The following is a 16,433-nucleotide window of genomic DNA, read 5'->3' as shown; positions in this document are numbered from 1 at the left end:
GTGCCGCCTATCCGAGGCGCCACTGCTGGTTGTTGCCGTTGTTGCAGGCCCAGAGTTGGGTCAGGGCGCCGTTGGCGGTGGAGCCGCCGCTGACGTCGAGGCAGAGGCCGGACTGGACGCCGGTGATGGTGCCGTTGGCGTTGACGTTCCATTGCTGGTTGGCGGTGCCGGTGCAGTCCCAGATGATGACCCGGGTGCCGTTGGTGGTGCCCTGACCGGCGGCGTCGAGGCATTTGTTGCCGTAGACGGTGAGTTGTTTGCCGGCGGTGCGGGTCCAGCGTTGGTTGGTGCCGCCGTTGCAGTCCCAGATCGCCAGTTGGGTGTCGTTGGTCTGGGAGGCGTTGGGCACGTCCAGGCACTTGCCCGCGCCGACCGCGCGGACCGGCCCGCCGGAGGTCGGCGGCGGGGTGGACGGCGGAGACGTCGGCTGGCCGGTGGATCCGTACGGGCATTCGCTGAGGTACCGGGAGACTCCGGTGTTGTCCGCGAGTGACGGACACAGGAACTGCGTGTAGCGGTTGTCGTTGTCGAGGAAGATTTTCAGCCAGGGGATCTCCCGTCGGGTCACCTGGGAGTTTCCCCAGGTGGGGAATCCGTGGCCGCCACCGGTGAGCTCGACGTAGGCGCCCTTCGTGGTGGCCGGTTTGGTGGCCCACAGGCTGTTGATCGAGGACGGGGTGACCGTGCCGTCGTCCCGGGCGCCCATGATCAGCGTGGGTACCCGCACGGTGGAGAGGTTCTGCGAGAACGAGGCCGGGGCGAGGGGGATGGCCGCCTTGAGGGTGGGACGCCGCATGGCGGCGCTGATGGCGCCGCCGCCGCCCATGGAGTGACCGAGCACGGCGAGCCGGTTGGGGTCGACCCGGTCACGGACCGCGCTCTGCCCGGTGAGGTAGTCCAGCGCGGCCAGCAACTGGGTGCCCCGGGCGGTGTCGAAGTCGGTGGGGCTGTTGGTGTCGATGCCGATCACCACGAAGCCGAAGGACGCCAGCCAGGGCCCCATCCAGGCACCCTCGGCAGCCCAGGATGCCGTGTAACCTGGTACCGCCGCGATCGCGCCCCAGGTCCCCTGACTGGTGTCGGTCGGGTAGTAGATCTTCCCGCCGTTGAAGCCGTAACCACGTGGCACGGTGATCTCCGCGGTGGGGAACGTGCCGCGGTTGGCGGCGACGCTCTGCACCGTGGGATCCGGCCCCCGCTGGTACGACGCCGCGGCAGCCGAGGGGGAACTGCCCACCACTGCGGCTCCGGCCATCGCCACGCCCAGCAGGGCCGCGGCCCCGCCCGCCATGATGCGCCAGCCCCGCCGGGGCGGGGAACTGCGTTCCTGCCGACCGGCCCCGGCACCGTCCGGCATGCCGGACCGGGGATCTGCGGCCGGCACCGGCCGGAGATCCCCGCCGAGTCCATCGCGCGCGTCTGCTTTCACGATGTTCACACCTTTCGTAGGATCCTGCTCCGCACCTTGGCCACCGGCCCTTCGGCGATGACCTCAGTGCGAATTGGTTTCGAATGGGGCACCTGCGTGCTGTGGGCTCGGCCCGGAGAGGGGGCCGGCGCCGTGACGGCCGGCGCTTGCCGGCGGATCTCCGATGAACGCCCACCGGTAGTTGCTTCGGATCGGTGGCAGTCGGGCGGGGTGGCGCTGGCCTCAGCCGATCCGGCTGCCCGCACCGGACGACTGTCCGTTCTCGGCGCGCCTTCGGCGACCCGGTTTCCACCCGCCCGGGAACCGGTGGGCGGAAACGACCCACCCGGTGCCCACCGGACGGTCGGGTCCGTCGCTCAGGAGGCGAGGAGGCGAGGAGGCGACGGCTCCTCCGGGCCATGCCGGTCAGACATGGCCCGGAGGGCCGCACTCATCTCAGGTTCGGCACCTCGTCGCGGGTGACCACGTACGAGCTGTTGTAGACGGTGTTGATGAAGGATGGCGGGTTCGTGCTGCCGTCGCTGATGAAGCTCGTGTGCCAGGTGTTGAACAGCACCCACCGGGCACCGGAGGACTGCAACTGCGCCGGGTCGGGGATGCGGCCGTTCTCGTGCAACGCGATCGGGATCGTCCCGCCGTACACGCTGCGGGCGGCGTTGAACATCGACGTCAATGGCCCGTGGTCACCGGCGTACGTGTCGGCGCCGCCGATGTCGACGTACTGCTTGCCGGGGTACCAGGCGGCGCTGGGGGAGCCGTTGAACGGGTGCAGGTAGACCAGGTTGTGCACCCCCTGGGCACGCATGAAGTTGTAGGTGTAGACCCACAGCCGGTTGTACTGGCCGGCGCCCTCCATGCTCCACCAGAACCAGGTGCCGCTGGCCTCGTGCCAGGGGCGGAACAGGACCGCGCCGCCACCGTTCTGAATGACCTTCAACTGGTTGGCCCAGGCGGTGAGCCGCTGGTTGAGCCGGCCGTTGTCGGCGGTGCCGGAGGTCAGTGCCGCGTTGATGTTCGCCCGCATCAGGGAGCCGTTGTAGCCGTCGGTGTTCTGCGCGGGCGAGCCCATGTGGTAGCCGACCATCGGGATACCTCCGGCGTTCCACCAGGCCAGCCCACGGGCACCGAAGTCCGGGGCGTCACCCATGTCCTGGCCGCGGACTGCCGGGTACTTGCCGGAGGCGTTGCGGATGATGTTCATCTCGTAGTCCGGCCCGCTGACCCAGGTGGACTCCTGCTGCCCGGACAGGATGTGGTTGCCGTACTGGCTGTAGACGTAGCAGAGCAGCCGGCGCGCGGCGGCGGTGGCGTTGGGATCGACCGGGGCAACGGCGCAGCTACCCGGGGTGGTCGGCGGGGTGGTCGGGTTGCCGCCGGTCTGCGACCAGCGCTGGTTGGCCTGGCCGTTGCAGTTCCAGAGGGCGACCAGGGTGCCGGCGGTGGTGGCGGCACCGGAGACGTCGAGGCACAACCCGGACTGCACGCCGGTGATGCTGCCGTTGGAGTTCAGCCGCCATCGTTGGTTGGCCGCCCCGGTGCAGGACCAGATGACCGCAGCGGTGCCCGGGCTGGTCTGGCCACCCTCGGCGTCCAGGCAGAGGCTGTTGTTGAACACTCGCAGCTCACCGGCATCGGTGAAGGTCCAGGTCTGGTTGGCCTGGCCGTTGCAGTCCCAGATCTGCACGCGGGTGCCGGTGGTCGGGGCATTGCCGACGACGTCGAGGCAGCGCCCGGACGCGGCGCTGACCAGTCGTCCGGTCGACGCGGCTTCGGCATCGCCCGCGGTCAGCCAGAGCGCGGACACGCTGACGCTGCCAGCTGTCACCGCGGCGAGTACCAGGCTCATCCACCGGGTGCGGCGGCGCCGCACCACCGGGATGGGATGGGCAGTGATCGTCATGGAGGGCCTCCGGGGTGAGGGACGGATCGGGTTCGACGGGGACGGGATCACCGCAGATTGGGAACCTCGTCGCGGGTGACGACATAGCTGTGGTTGTAGACGCGACGCAGGAACGGGATGTCCTGGTTGGTGAGCCAACTGCCGTTCCAGGTGCTGAACAGCACCCATCGGGTGCCGGTGGACTGGAGTTGGTCGGGATCCGGGATGGGGCCGTTCTCGTGCAGGGCGATCGGGACGGTGCCGCCAACGATGTCGCGGGTGCGGTTGAACAGCGGCGTCAACGGGTTGTGGTCGTTGGCGTAGGTGTCGGCGCCACCGATGTCCACGTACTGCTTACCGGGGTAGAACGAGGCGTTGGGTTCGCCGTTGTACGGGTGCAACCAGACCAGGTTGTGGATGCCCTTGGTGCGGGTGAAGTAGTCGAACTGGAACCGCCACAGCCGCTGGTACTGGCTGCCGCCCTCCTTGCTCCACCAGAACCAGGTGCCGCCGGCCTCGTGATAGGGCGCCCACAGCACAGCGACGCCGTTGGACTGCAGGCGCTGCAACTGGGCTGCCGCGGCGTCGAGCTCGGCGAGATAGGAGCGGTTCTCGGCGGTGCCGGGCGTGAGGGTGGCGTTGATGGACGCGGTGCCGCCGTAGTTGCAGGAGCTGGTCGCGGGCGCGCCGACATGCCAGCCGATCAACGGGATGCCGCCGGCGTTCCACCAGGCGAGGGCCCGGTCGACGGCCCCGGGGCGGTCACACATGTCGAGGCCGCGGATGGCCGGCTGCTTACCGGTGTTGGTCAGGATGTGGTTGAACTCGGCCTCGCTGCCGTTGGTCTCCCGCTGGCCGGACAGGATGTGGTTGCCGTACTGGCTGTAGAGGTAGCACAGCAGCTTCCGAGCCTGGGTGGTGGCCTGCGGATCGACCGGGGTGGCGGTGCACGTGGTCGGCGGGGTGGTGGGCGGGGTGGTCGGCCCGCCGGACTGGCTCCAGCGCTGGTTGGGCTGGCCGTTGCAGCCCCAGACCACCACCCGGGTGCCGTTGGCCTGGTTGTTTCCCTCGACGTCGAGGCACAGGCCGGACTGGGTGGCCGTGATGCTGCCGTTGGTGTTCCACCGGAACCTCTGGTTGGTCTGGCCGGTGCAGTTCTGGATGGTGAGCGGGGTGCCGGCCGTGGCGCTGGAGAGGTCCAGGCATCTGGTCTCGTTGAAGGTGCGCAGTTCACCCTGACCGGTGAAGACCCAACCCTGGTTCTGCTGCCCGTTGCAGTCCCAGATGGCGACCGGGGTGCCGGCCGTGGGGCTGTTGCCCGATACGTCGAGGCAGCGTCCCGACGCGGCGCTGACCAGCGGACTACCGACTGCGGCCGAGGCGGTGCCCGCCCCCAGTAGTGCCGCGCCCCCGCTCGCGGCCACCATGGCCGTGGCGAGCATGATCCTCCATCGCATGACTTCTCCTCTCGGGTTTCGTGGGGCGTCGAACCCGTCCGGCTCAGCGGGTGGTGACGTGGTGAGCCACGGAGCCGGACGTGCCCGGTGGCCCGGCCCCATGGAGCAGTGCGGACAGGTGCGGGTAACTCGACACGAGTTACCGGGAGAGCTGTGCGTGTCGTTGACCCTGTCGACCGCGTCGAGGTGGGCCCTGAACAGGTGAGGCTCCAGCGCTGCGGTCCGGATGTCGGTGCAGCGGACGCCGCCCAGGAGTCGTCGCGGTGCCCAGGCTCCATTCGCCGGGCTGCGGCGACGAGGCCGTGGTTAACATGCCGGAATCATGTGCTTAATTCATACACGATGTCAAGTATTTCGATGTGTTGCGGCGCTGCAAGGCCCTGTTTGGGGGCGTAGTTAGTTGAACACGGCAAGAAACTTCGGCCGGGTATCCGCCTGGCCGGGCACCCGGAGGATGGACGTCAGCGACCGAGGATGCGGTGCTGGAGGGCGATGACAGCGGCGCCGCGGGCCCATTCGCTGAAGGTGAAGGGCTTGACCACCACGTCGACGGGCGTCGAGGTCCAGTGGGTGTGCGCGGTGAGCGCGGCGTCGAACGCCTCGGCGCACACGTCGTACATCGCCACCGCCTCGCCGGACAGGATGACCAGCTGCACGCCGGTGATGTTGGCGACCGTGGCGACCACCTGCCCGAGGGTGCGGCCGGCCTCCTCGAAGATGCGCCGGGCCACGGGCTGGCCTTCCCCCGCCAGCGCCAGGCACGCCTCGAAGGTCAGGTCCGGACGGTCGAGGGTGCCAGCGACGGCCCGCCGGATCGCCGCCGAGCTGGCGTACGCCCGGGCGCAGCCGCGGTGGCCCATCTCGCACAGTGGCCCGTTGTCGTGAATCGGCAGGTGGCCCACCAGACCGGTTCCCCGGCCGGCGCCACTGACGAGGCGGTCGCCGATCACCAGGCCGCAACCGAGGCCGGCACCCACCGTGACCAGCGCGAACGAGCTGTGGCCCACGCCGGCGCCGAACCACTGCTGGGCGGCGGTCAGCGCCCGTACGTCGTTCTCCACCACCGCCGGCAGGCCTGTGGCCGCCGCGACGAGGTCGCCCAGGGGCACGTTGCGCCAGCCCAGGAACGGAGAGGTGGGCACGACCGGGTCTCCTCCGGAGGCCGTGCCGGCCAGGCTTATCCCGAGGGCCGCGGCCGGCTGCCCCGACCCGGTCAGTTCACGCACGGCGTCGCCGATGCGGGTCACCACGTCGTCGACGGCGTGGCTGACCAGGGGGCGACGCAGCTCGTGCTGGATCTCGGCGCGAAGATCGGTGCGGACCGCGAACAGTGCGTCCTCGGTCAGCTTGACCCCGATCAACGCCGCGCGGGCCGGATCGACCGCCAGGGGCTGCGAGGGGCGACCCATCGTGCTGCGGTCGCCGAGCGGCTGATGGAGCAGGTAGCCGTTCTCCAGCAACGGTTTGGTCAGCTTCGTCACGGCGGACGGTGAGAGGTCCAACCGGCGTGCCGCCTCCGCCCGGGACAGCGGCCCGTGTACGAGCAGTTCCACGAAAACCGATCGCATGCCCTCGGTCAGATGCGCATCGGACAGCACACTGGACATCTTGGACAAATTTGTTGATGATGTCAAGGAATGAACCCTGCCTGGCCCCTCGGCCGCCGGACGCTCTGCCCGATTTAATGCACGGAGGACGTAGTGTCGCTGGTGTCCCTCGATCAAACCGGCCGGTTGTGGGCACTCAATACCCGCGACTCCACCTACGTGATCGGCATCGAGATCGACCAGGCGACCGGCGAGGCACTGGTGCTGCAGAAGTACTGGGGCCCGATCCTACCGCCGCAGGCCGCCCGGGAAGCCGCCGCCATGTCGGCCGGGCCCGATAGCCCCTCAGGTGCAGGCCGGCACGTGACCAGCTTCTCCCGCCCCGTCGAGGTCGAGGAACTGCTGCCGGTCGACGGCGGCCTGCGGTGGGGCCTACCGGCCCTCCAGGTCGCGGTGGACCAGGTGCGGTCGCTGGAGCTGCGGCTCGTCGGCGTCGACGCGGCCTCCGGGGACGGGGTGGACCAGCTCGACATCGCGCTGGAAGACCGCACCTTCCCGATCGACGTGGTGCTGCACGCCCGCCCGTACGCCGACTCGAACGCCATCGCCCGGTGGGTGACCGTACGGCACCGGGCCGGCGGCGACGCGGCCGTGGAGGTCAGCCGCCTGGACTCCGGCAGCTGGTTCATCCCCGACGCCGAGGACTACCGGTACCGGGCGGCGTCCGGGGCCTGGGCGGAGGAGAGCCAACTCCAGCAGGGCCGGCTGCCGGTGGGCGAGCTGACCTTCACCAGCCGGCAGGGCATCACCGGCCACCACGCCAATCCCTGGATCATGATCGATGCCGGGGACGCCGGCGAGGAACACGGTGAGGTGTGGAGTGTCGCCCTGGCCTGGAGCGGCAGTTGGCGGATGACCACCACCCGCCGGCCGGAGGGCGGGACCGCGGTGACCGCGGGATTCGGTCACGACGGATTGCGGTGGCCGCTGCCGGCCGGAGCCGAGCTCGTCACCCCGGCGGTCCTCGGCCTCTACAGCGCCCACGGGTTCGGTGGCACGAGCCGTGGCTGGCACGACCACATCCGCCGGCACATCCTGCCCGCCGGCGACGAGGACCGCCCGGTGCTCTACAACTCCTGGGAGGCGACCGGCTTCGCGGTCACCGAACCGGAACAGCTCAGGCTCGCCCGGCGGGCGGCCACGCTCGGGGTCGAGCTGTTCGTCGTCGACGACGGGTGGTTCGGCCGGCGCGACGACGAGCACAGCTCGCTGGGCGACTGGTGGCCGCACGGGGAACGGTTCCCCGACGGGTTGCAGGGCCTGTTCGAGGGCGTCCGCGCGCTGGGTATGAAGGCCGGGCTGTGGGTGGAGCCGGAGGGGGTCAGCCCGGACAGCGACCTCTACCGGGCGCACCCGGACTGGACACTGCACCTCGACCACCGCCGTCGCGACCGCAAACGTCACCAACTGGTCCTCAACTTCGCCCGTACCGACGTGCGCGACTGGGCCCTGGGGTGGCTCGACCGGCTCGTGACCGACCTGCGCCTCGACTACCTCAAATGGGACATGAACCGGCCGTTCACCCAGGCGGGCTGGCCCGGTCAGGGTCAGGGCCAGGACCATGTCTGGATCGATCACACCCGGCACGTCTACCAGGTCATGGCCCGGCTGCGCGCCCGGCATCCGGGACTGCGGATCGAGTCGTGCGCCGGTGGGGGCGGCCGGCTCGACCTCGGCATCCTGCACCACATCGACCAGGCGTGGCCGTCGGACAACACCGATCCCGTCGACCGGCAGACCGCGCAGCACGGCGTCTCCCAGCTCTACCCGGCCAACGTCATGTCCGCGTGGGTCACCGACTCGCCGAACGCCAACGTCGGCCGGTCGACGCCGTTGCGCTACCGCTTCCACGTCGCCATGGCCGGAGTGCTCGGCATCGGGGTGGACCTGGCCCGCTGGTCCGCCGCCGAGTTGGACGAAGCCCGTGCACTGATCGCGCAGTACAAGATGGTGCGCCGCACCATCCAACACGGCCGGCAGTACCGGCTCGGTGGACGGCCCGGAGTGGAGCGGTCCGCCCTGCAGTACCTGCTCGACGACCAGGTCGTCGTGCTCGTCTACCACCCGTACGGAAACGCCAAGAGCGGTCGCCGGTGGTTGCGGCTGACCGCCCTGGATCCGGACGCGTGCTACGAGGTGGTCGCCGGGGGCGACACCGACGGCGTACCCGGACGGCTGGCCGCCGGGTCGCGCTGGCAGGGCAGGACCCTGATGGCCGTCGGCATCCGCCCCACCGCCTGGGAACCCATCGGCGCCGACCACCGCAGCGACCTGATCGTGCTGCGGACCACCGCCGGTTCGGCTCCCGGCAACGCCGTCATCCGGTCACGGGGCGTCCCGTAGCGTGCTTTCTCGGGGTATGAGTCGGTGGGCGGCGCGGAGTTCCACTCCGAGCACCGGCTCGGTGCTGCCGATCCGCATGATGAGCCGTTCGACGGCGAGTTGGGCGATGGCCTTCTTGTCGGGCGAGATGGTGCTGATGGTGGGTCGACCGTACCGTCCGTCCTCGATGTCGTCGTAGCCGATCACGGCGATGTCCTCGGGAACGCGCAGCCTGCGCTGGAGTGCGGTGTGGATGGCGCCCGAGGCGACCAGGTCGCTGTAGCAGAACACCGCGTCCGGCGGGTCCGGCCGGTCCAACAGGGCGGCCATGGCGGTGGCGCCGTCGGCCCGGTTGAAGCGCGTGGTGCTGATGATCAGTGACTCGTCGACCGGTAGGCTGGCGGCGGTGTGGGCGGCCCGGAAGCCCCTGGTGCGTAGCTGTGCCGCCTCCCCGGTGGGGTAGGGCTGGTCGCCGATCGCCGCGATCCGACGCCGCCCGATGCTGATGAGGTGGCGGACGGCCTCGGTGGCGGCGGCGACGTCGTCGATGCCGACGTGGTCGAAGGTGCCGTCGGAAGGGCGTTCGCCGAGGACCACCAGGGGCAGGGTCGGATCGCGGAGCGAGAGATCCTCCTGGGACAGGCCCAGCGGGCTGATGATCATGCCGTCGAACAGGAAGCGCCGTGGCCCACGTCCGATCAGTTCGACTTCGTGGTCGCGGTCGCCGTCAGTCTGGTCCACCAGCACGTTGTAGCCGGCCTTGCGGGCGGTGGGGATGATCGTTTGGAGTAGTTCCGCGAAGTACGGGGTGTCGAGGTACGGCACCACGACGACGATCTGCCCGGACCGGCCGGTGGCCAGGTTGCGGGCGAGAACGTTCGGGCGGTAGCCGAGCACGGCGATGGCGTGCTCGACCTTGCTCCGCGTGGCGTCGGTGACCCGGGCATACCCGTTGACCACGTTGGACACAGTGCGGGGCGAGACGCCGGCCAGTTCCGCGACGTCCCGTAGTGTGCTTTCCCCCATGGGCGCCTCCCCGCCGGGCGGGTGATGGGTCTCCCGCAGTGACGATCGTATTTTCCTCAGGTCGCCTCTTGCCAGAGCCAGGGCCCCGGTGCATAGTCCTTTGCAGCGCTGCAATGTAACCTACATGACACATGCTCATCGATGCGTTGTTACCTCGCTTCTGCCAACGAACCCCCCGAACAGCACCTCGCCACAGCCTTTGAGCCGTGCCCCGCGTACGGCCATGTCGTCCTGCCCAGGAACGCGGAGGCCAGCGCGCGGTTCGGTGATCGAAGTCCCTTCAGGAGGCTCGCAGCAATGCGTACCAGCAAGAATCTGCCCGCGTTCGTCACCGCCGTGGCGGTCGTTCTCGGCCTGTCCGCCTGTAGTGGCGGTGACGACGGCGCTGGCGCGTCCCGCGCGAAGCCCACCAACTGCACCAACAAGATCGTTCACGAGGATGCGACCCGTGTCTCGGTCTGGGCCTGGTACCCGAACATGGCCAAGGTCGTCGACAACTTCAACAACGCCCACACCGACGTGCAGGTCTGCTGGACCAACGCCGGCCAGGGCCAGCCGCAGTACGAGAAGTTCCAGACCGCGATCTCGGCGAAGAAGGGCGCTCCCGACGTCGTCATGCTCGAATCTGACCAACTCGTCGGCTTCGAGATCCAGGACGCGCTGGTCGACCTCGCCCCGTTCGGCGCCGATACGGTGAAGAAGAACTTCAGCGAGGGTGCCTGGAAGGACGTCTCGCAGGGCACGGCCGTCTACGCCATCCCGGTCGACGGCGGTCCGATGGCCCTGATCTACCGCACTGACGTGTTCCGGAAGTACGGCATCACGGCCCCACCGAAAACCTGGCCCGAGTACGCCGCGGCGGCGGCCAAGGTGAAGGCGGCCGGCGGCCCGGTCTTCGGCGACTTCGGCAGCAACGTGCCGGCCGTGACCACCGCGCTGATGATGCAGAAGGGCGCCCAGCCGTTCGGCTACGACCTGTCCGACAAGCAGAACATCACCATCAAACTGGACGACCAGGCCACCAAGGACGTCCTCACCTTCTGGGGTGAGCTGGCCAAGAACGGCCTGGTCGGCAAGGAGGACCAGTTCACCACGGACTACATCTCCGGCATGGTCGGCGGCAAGTACGCCACCTATGTCTCGGCTGCCTGGGCACCCGGCTACCTCACCGGCGCAGGCGTCGGTGGCGGCACGGAGAAGGGCACCTGGGCCGTGGCACCGTTGCCGCAGTGGGACCCGGCCAACCCGGTCGAGGTGAACTGGGGCGGCTCCACCTTCGCGGTGACCAGCCAGGCGAGTGACAAGGCGGCCGCGGCCAAGGTCGCGATGGGCCTGTACGCCGACGAGCCGTCGCTGACCGACGGCTGGAAGTCGCAGACCATCTTCCCGCTCAACACCGGCGTGCTGACCTCCACGGAGTTCGTCGACGCCAGGAGCGAGTTCTTCAACGGCCAGACCGCCAACCGGGACGTCTACATCCCGGCGGCGAACGCCTACCGGGGCGCCGTCTACAGCCCGTTCACCGTCTACTACTACGCCCAGCTCCAGGCCCAGATCGTGAAGCTCAACGCGGGTCAGACGACCGGCGCGCAGGCAGCCACCGATCTGCACGACGAGATCGTCAAGTACGCCAAGACCCAGGGCTTCACCGTACGTTGATCCGCTCCGGGTGGACGCCGCGCACCGCGGACCACCCGGTCCCCTCTCGGAACGAAGGGAGACGCTCCGTGGCCGCCACCGTCGATACCAGACCGAGCACGCCGCGCGCCGTCGCGTCCGATCCGCCCGGCACGGCACCGGCTCGCCGCCGGTCCGCCCGACGTGGTGCCCTGGGCTGGCTGTTCATCCTCCCGTTCCTGATCGTGTTTGTGGTCTTCCTGATCGGTCCGTTGGCCTACGCGGGCTACCTCAGCCTCTATACCAAAGGGCTGGCGACGGGCACCACGTTCGCCGGCCTCGACAACTACACCCGGGCCTTCGGCGACCCGTCGTTCCGCAAGGGTCTGTGGTTCGTCCTCCGGTTCAGCCTCGTCGTCATCCCGCTGCAGATGATCGTGGCGTTGGTGGCGGCCCTGGTGCTGGACGAGGTGACCGGCCGGCTGGCGCGCTTCTCGCGTCTGGTCATCTTCCTGCCGTACGCGATCCCCGCGGTCCTCGGCGCGCTGATGTGGGGCTTCCTCTACAGTCCCAGCTTCGGGCCGATCGAGCAGCTCGCCTCGGCGTTCGATGTGCGGGCGCCGTTCCTGCTCAGCCAGGGCAACATCTTCTACGGCCTGCTCAACGTCGTCACCTGGCAGTGGGCCGGCTATTACATGATCATCATCTATGCGGCGCTGCAGAGTATCGACTCCTCGGTCTACGAGGCGGCTCGGATGGACGGCGCGAACGCCCGCCAGATCGCGTTGCGGATCAAGGTGCCGATGGTGACCTCGGCGTTGACCCTCATCCTGATCTTCTCACTGATCGGCACCCTCCAGTTCTTCACCGAGCCGCAGATCCTCGGCCCGATCGCGAATGGCACCGTCACCCCGGACTTCACCCCCAACATCTACGCGTTCAACCTGGCCTTCCGCTACGCACAGTTCAACTACGCCTCGGCGATCTCGTTCGCGCTGGGCTTCGTGGTCTTCGTGGCGGTCGCCATCTTCATGATCGTCACGCGCAAGAAGGGGAGCATCTTCACGTGAGCGACGTGCGGCGTCGGCCCCGCCACGTCTGGGCGAAACTGCTGCTGCTGGCGATGGTGTGCTATTTTCTCGTGCCCGTCTGGTGGCTCGTGGTGGCCAGCACCAAGGACGCCCCGGGCCTGTTCGCCGGCTCCGGCGCCCTGTGGTTCTCCGGCTTCCACCTGTTCGACAACCTGGGCGACCTGTTCACCCACAACAACGGCGAGTACCTGCGCTGGCTCGGCAACTCCGTGCGGTACGCGTTCGCCGGCGGCGTCGGCTGCACGATCGTGTCGGTGCTGGCCGGCTACGGATTCGCCAAGTTCGACTTCCGTGGGCGGGGCGTCGTCTTCGCGCTCGTCCTGGGCTCGGTCATGGTCCCGCTCACCGCGCTGGTCATCCCGACCTTCGTCATGATGAGCAACGTCGGGCTCACCGACACGATCTGGGCGGTGATCCTGCCGTCCCTGCTCAGTCCGTTCGCCGTCTACCTGATGCGGGTCTACGCGGCCGTCTCGGTGCCGGACGAACTGCTGGACGCCGCGCGCATCGACGGCGCCGGCGAACTGCGCACGTTCCTGCGGGTGTCGCTGCCGCTGATGCGGCCCGGCGTCGTCACCGTGCTGCTGCTGTCGGTGGTCGGCACCTGGAACAACTACTTCCTGCCGCTGACCATGCTGTCCAGCTCCAAGCTCTATCCGCTGACCGTGGGGATCGGGCTGTGGTCGCAACTGGCCAGCTCCAACAACGGCGGTGGCCAGTCGCTGTGGAATCTGATCATTGTCGGCTCGCTGGTGTCGATCATTCCGCTGGTGATCGCCTTCCTCACCCTGCAGCGGTACTGGCAGGGCGGGCTGGCCGTCGGCAGCCTCAAGTAACGCGTTCTAGCCCGGGGAGATCCGTGTTTGCCGCCTCGTTCAGCCTTGACCCGTCCTTCACCGTCGCGCCGGTGTCCCGGCGTACCTTCGGTTCCTTCGTCGAGCACATGGGCCGGTGTGTCTACACCGGCATCTACGAGCCGGGGCATCCGACCGCGGACGCCGACGGCTTTCGTGGGGACGTCCTGGCCCTGGTACGCGAGCTCGGGGTCTCCCTCGTGCGCTACCCGGGTGGCAACTTCGTCTCCGGGTACCGGTGGGAGGACGGCATCGGCCCGGTCGCGGATCGGCCGGTCCGCCGTGACCTGGCCTGGCGCAGCCTGGAGACCAACGAGGTCGGGGTCGACGAGTTCATGCGCTGGGCGGGCAAGGCCGGCGTCGAGGTGATGTACGCGCTCAACCTGGGCACCCGTGGGGTGCAGGAGGCGCTTGATGTCCATGAGTACCTCAACCATCCCGACCGTACCCGCCTGGCCGAGCGGCGTCGGGCCAACGGCGTGGAGAAGCCGTACGGGGTGCGGATGTTCTGTCTCGGCAACGAGCTGGACGGACCCTGGCAGACGGGACACAAGACCGCCCAGGAGTACGGCCGGCTGGCCGCGCAGACTGCCAGCGCGCTGCGCTCCGCCGAACCGGAGCTGGAGTTGGTCGTCTGCGGTAGTTCCAGCTCGTCGATGCCGACCTTCGTCGCCTGGGAGGCGGAGGTGCTGGAGACGGCGTACGACGCGGTGGACTACATCTCGGCGCACGCCTACTACGAGCCGGTCGACGGCGACATGGCCAGCTTCCTGGCCTCCGCGGTGGACATGGACCACTTCGTGGGCAGCGTGGTCGCCACCGCGGACAGCGTCGGCGCCCGGCTCAAGAGCACCAAGCGACTGAACATCTCCTTCGACGAGTGGAACGTCTGGTACCTGCGCGACTTCCAGGATCGGCTGGACACCGGGTCCACCGAGTGGCCGGTGGCGCCGCGCGTCATCGAGGACTGCTACAGCGTCGCGGACGCCGTGGTGGTCGGGAGCCTGCTGATCTCGCTACTGCGGCACAGCGACCGGGTCACCGTCGCCTGTCAGGCCCAACTCGTCAACGTCATCGCACCCATCCGCACCGAACCCGGCGGAGCGGCCTGGCGGCAGACCATCTTCCACCCCTTCGCCATCACCTCGCGCCTGGCCCGGGGTGAGGTGCTGCGGGTGGAGCCACGCTGCCCGACGTACGAGACCGCGCGGTATGGCGCGGTGCCGGCACTCGACGCGGTCGCCACCCACGACGCGGACACCGGTGACGTGACCGTCTTCGTGGTCAACCGGCACCAGTCGCAGGCGGCGACGCTGACCGTTGCGGTGACGGGCTTCGGCGTCGAGCTGCGGGTGGCGGAATCGTGGACCCTCGCCGACGACGACCTCCTGGCGGTGAACACGGCGGACTGCCCGGACCGGGTGGTCGCCCGGCCGACGGCCGACGTCGAGGTGACCGACGGGGTGCTGCGCGCGACCCTGCCGTCCGTCTCGTGGAGCGCCGTTCGGCTCTGTGTGTCGGATCCAGAATGTTAGCGCTAACGCACTAGATCCACTCTCTTCAGATGCTGCACGGGGGAGGTGTAGACAAAGTATCGATGTAAGTCGATGTTAGCGCTAACACTTATGTGAAACCTGAGCTCAACATTCTCGAAATGTGTTCGCCGACGCGGTGCTCCGGCACCGTCGAACCCGAAGATCCCCGCCCGAACCGGCCACCACCGAATCACCAGAGAGGTAGACCGCTGTGTCCCTGTCCCGGAGAGATTTCACCCGCCTCGCCACGTTGGGCACGCTGACCGCCATCGGCGGCGGCGCGGCCGCGTTGGTCGGGCCGTCGGCCGCCTCGGCCGCCAACAGCGCGTACGTGTTCGGCTACTTCAAGGAGACGCCGAACGAGAGCGGCGACAGCTACGCGCTGCACCTGGCGGTCAGCGCCGACGGCCTGAACTGGCGTCCACTGAACCAGAACAACCCGGTGGCGACCCCGACCGCCGGCACGCTCGGGCTGCGTGACCCGTTCATCCTGCGCAAGCAGGACGGCACCTTCGTCGTGCTCGCCACCGACCTGCGGGGCCGCATCTTCAACCAGAACAACCAGTACCTGCACGTCTGGGACTCGGTCGACCTGCGCAGCTTCACCGGCTACCGCCGGATCCGGATGCACGGCCTGGCCACCCACACCTGGGCGCCGACCGCCTTCTGGGTGCCGTCGCGTAGCCAGTACGCGATCGTCTACTCCGCGAACAACGGTGCCGACGTCTTCATGGTCAACTACACCTCGGACTTCCGGACGGTGAGCGCCAACCAGGTCTACTTCAGCCCCGGCTACCCGGTGCTGGACGCCGACATCGTGGCCGACGGATCGACCTTCTACATGTACTACAAGAACATGTCCAACGGCCTGATCTACGGTGCCCGGTCGTCGACCGGCGCGCCGAACAGCTACACCAACTACACCAGCGGCCTGCGGCAGGGCAACGCGATGGAGGCACCCCTGCTGATCAAGAACAACACCGGCAGCGGCTGGCGGTTGTGGGGCGACTCGTTCAGCCCGGTCAACAACGACTACTACGGCTGGTCCACCTCGAACGTGGCGGGCAACTCCTGGACGCTGCTCAACCAGCGCGACTACACGCCACCGCTGAGCGCCAAGCACGGCTCGATCGTCGGTGTCACCTCGGCCGAGTACGACGGGCTGGTGTCCCACTGGGGCCTGCCGTCCTGGGTCCGGCTGAAGTCGTACAACTTCCCCGACTACTACGTGCGGCACGCCGGCGACGTGGGCCAGATCGACGCCTACCCCTTCGACCCGCACCAGGACCAGCTGTGGCGCATGGTCGCCGGCCTGGCCGACTCTACCGGCGTGTCGTTCGAGTCGGTCAACTCTCCCGGGCGCTACCTGCGGCACAGCGACTACGCGATCCGGCTGGCGGCCAACGACGGCACCGCGACGTTCCGCGCCGACGCGACCTTCCGGCGGGTCCCCGGCCTGGCCGACTCCACCTGGTCGTCGTTCCGGTCCTACAACTTCCCGGACCGCTACCTGCGCCACTCCAACTACGTGCTGCGCATCGACCCCCTCAGTGCGAGTTCCAGCGCCAGCGACCGCCAGGACGCCACCTTCCGTGTCTCCTGATCCCCGAAGGCAG

At 68.7% G+C, this 16,433-nt stretch carries 11 protein-coding genes; 6 read left to right on the top strand and 5 right to left on the bottom strand.

Going from position 1 to position 16,433, the window contains the following annotated elements; translation table 11 throughout:
• Positions 1–7 precede the first annotated feature (7 nt).
• The 4 genes from JQX11_RS13295 to JQX11_RS13280 form a co-directional block, all read right to left on the bottom strand.
• Positions 8–1,429, bottom strand: coding sequence for a poly(ethylene terephthalate) hydrolase family protein (locus tag JQX11_RS13295; protein WP_307826171.1), 1,422 nt, complete (start codon positions 1,427–1,429; stop codon positions 8–10).
• Between the two features lie 430 nt (positions 1,430–1,859).
• Positions 1,860–3,329: a lectin gene (locus JQX11_RS13290; RefSeq protein ID WP_232377771.1), complete on the bottom strand. Its 1,470-nt coding sequence runs from the start codon at positions 3,327–3,329 to the stop codon at positions 1,860–1,862.
• A 47-nt stretch (positions 3,330–3,376) separates the two neighbouring features.
• Positions 3,377–4,765 (bottom strand): glycosyl hydrolase, encoded by a 1,389-nt coding sequence (locus tag JQX11_RS13285; protein ID WP_204925268.1) that lies wholly within the window; start codon positions 4,763–4,765, stop codon positions 3,377–3,379.
• A 461-nt stretch (positions 4,766–5,226) separates the two neighbouring features.
• Positions 5,227–6,318, bottom strand: coding sequence for an ROK family transcriptional regulator (locus JQX11_RS13280; RefSeq protein ID WP_204925267.1), 1,092 nt, complete (start codon positions 6,316–6,318; stop codon positions 5,227–5,229).
• Between the two features lie 156 nt (positions 6,319–6,474).
• On the opposite strand from JQX11_RS13280, the gene JQX11_RS13275 reads away from it, so the two are divergent.
• On the top strand, positions 6,475–8,715 hold the full coding sequence (locus tag JQX11_RS13275) for an alpha-galactosidase (RefSeq protein ID WP_204925266.1): 2,241 nt from the start codon (positions 6,475–6,477) through the stop codon (positions 8,713–8,715).
• On the opposite strand, the gene JQX11_RS13270 is transcribed toward JQX11_RS13275, so the two are convergent.
• On the bottom strand, positions 8,698–9,720 hold the full coding sequence (locus JQX11_RS13270; RefSeq protein ID WP_204925265.1) for a LacI family DNA-binding transcriptional regulator: 1,023 nt from the start codon (positions 9,718–9,720) through the stop codon (positions 8,698–8,700). The genes JQX11_RS13275 and JQX11_RS13270 overlap by 18 nt on opposite strands.
• Positions 9,721–10,017: 297 nt before the next feature.
• Here JQX11_RS13270 and JQX11_RS13265 point away from each other — a divergent pair, with 297 nt between their 5' ends.
• From JQX11_RS13265 to JQX11_RS13245, 5 genes are all read left to right on the top strand, one after another.
• On the top strand, positions 10,018–11,379 hold the full coding sequence (locus JQX11_RS13265) for an ABC transporter substrate-binding protein (RefSeq protein WP_204925264.1): 1,362 nt from the start codon (positions 10,018–10,020) through the stop codon (positions 11,377–11,379).
• Between the two features lie 68 nt (positions 11,380–11,447).
• Entirely contained in the window at positions 11,448–12,407 is a 960-nt protein-coding gene (locus JQX11_RS13260; protein ID WP_091253868.1) for a carbohydrate ABC transporter permease, read from the top strand.
• Positions 12,408–12,460: 53 nt separating this feature from the next.
• Positions 12,461–13,264 (top strand): carbohydrate ABC transporter permease, encoded by an 804-nt coding sequence (locus JQX11_RS13255; protein ID WP_176739239.1) that lies wholly within the window; start codon positions 12,461–12,463, stop codon positions 13,262–13,264.
• A gap of 23 nt (positions 13,265–13,287) precedes the next feature.
• Entirely contained in the window at positions 13,288–14,817 is a 1,530-nt protein-coding gene (gene arfA, locus JQX11_RS13250; protein WP_281898703.1) for an arabinosylfuranosidase ArfA, read from the top strand.
• Positions 14,818–15,028: 211 nt separating this feature from the next.
• Positions 15,029–16,420, top strand: coding sequence for a glycoside hydrolase family 43 protein (locus JQX11_RS13245; protein WP_204925263.1), 1,392 nt, complete (start codon positions 15,029–15,031; stop codon positions 16,418–16,420).
• The last annotated feature ends 13 nt before the right edge of the window (positions 16,421–16,433 follow it).

Source organism: Micromonospora humida (assembly GCF_016901255.1).
In the GTDB taxonomy this organism is placed as follows: domain Bacteria; phylum Actinomycetota; class Actinomycetes; order Mycobacteriales; family Micromonosporaceae; genus Micromonospora; species Micromonospora wenchangensis.
Note: the sequence above shows the minus strand (reverse complement) of the source record. Positions and strands in the feature narration are given on the sequence as shown.

Coding starts and splice junctions, on each gene's coding strand:
- JQX11_RS13290 (WP_232377771.1), bottom strand. CDS start 3,329: ATGACGATCACTGCCCATCCCATCCCGGTGGTGCGGCGCCGCCGCACC.
- JQX11_RS13285 (WP_204925268.1), bottom strand. CDS start 4,765: ATGCGATGGAGGATCATGCTCGCCACGGCCATGGTGGCCGCGAGCGGG.
- JQX11_RS13270 (WP_204925265.1), bottom strand. CDS start 9,720: ATGGGGGAAAGCACACTACGGGACGTCGCGGAACTGGCCGGCGTCTCG.
- JQX11_RS13265 (WP_204925264.1), top strand. CDS start 10,018: ATGCGTACCAGCAAGAATCTGCCCGCGTTCGTCACCGCCGTGGCGGTC.
- JQX11_RS13255 (WP_176739239.1), top strand. CDS start 12,461: ATGGTGTGCTATTTTCTCGTGCCCGTCTGGTGGCTCGTGGTGGCCAGC.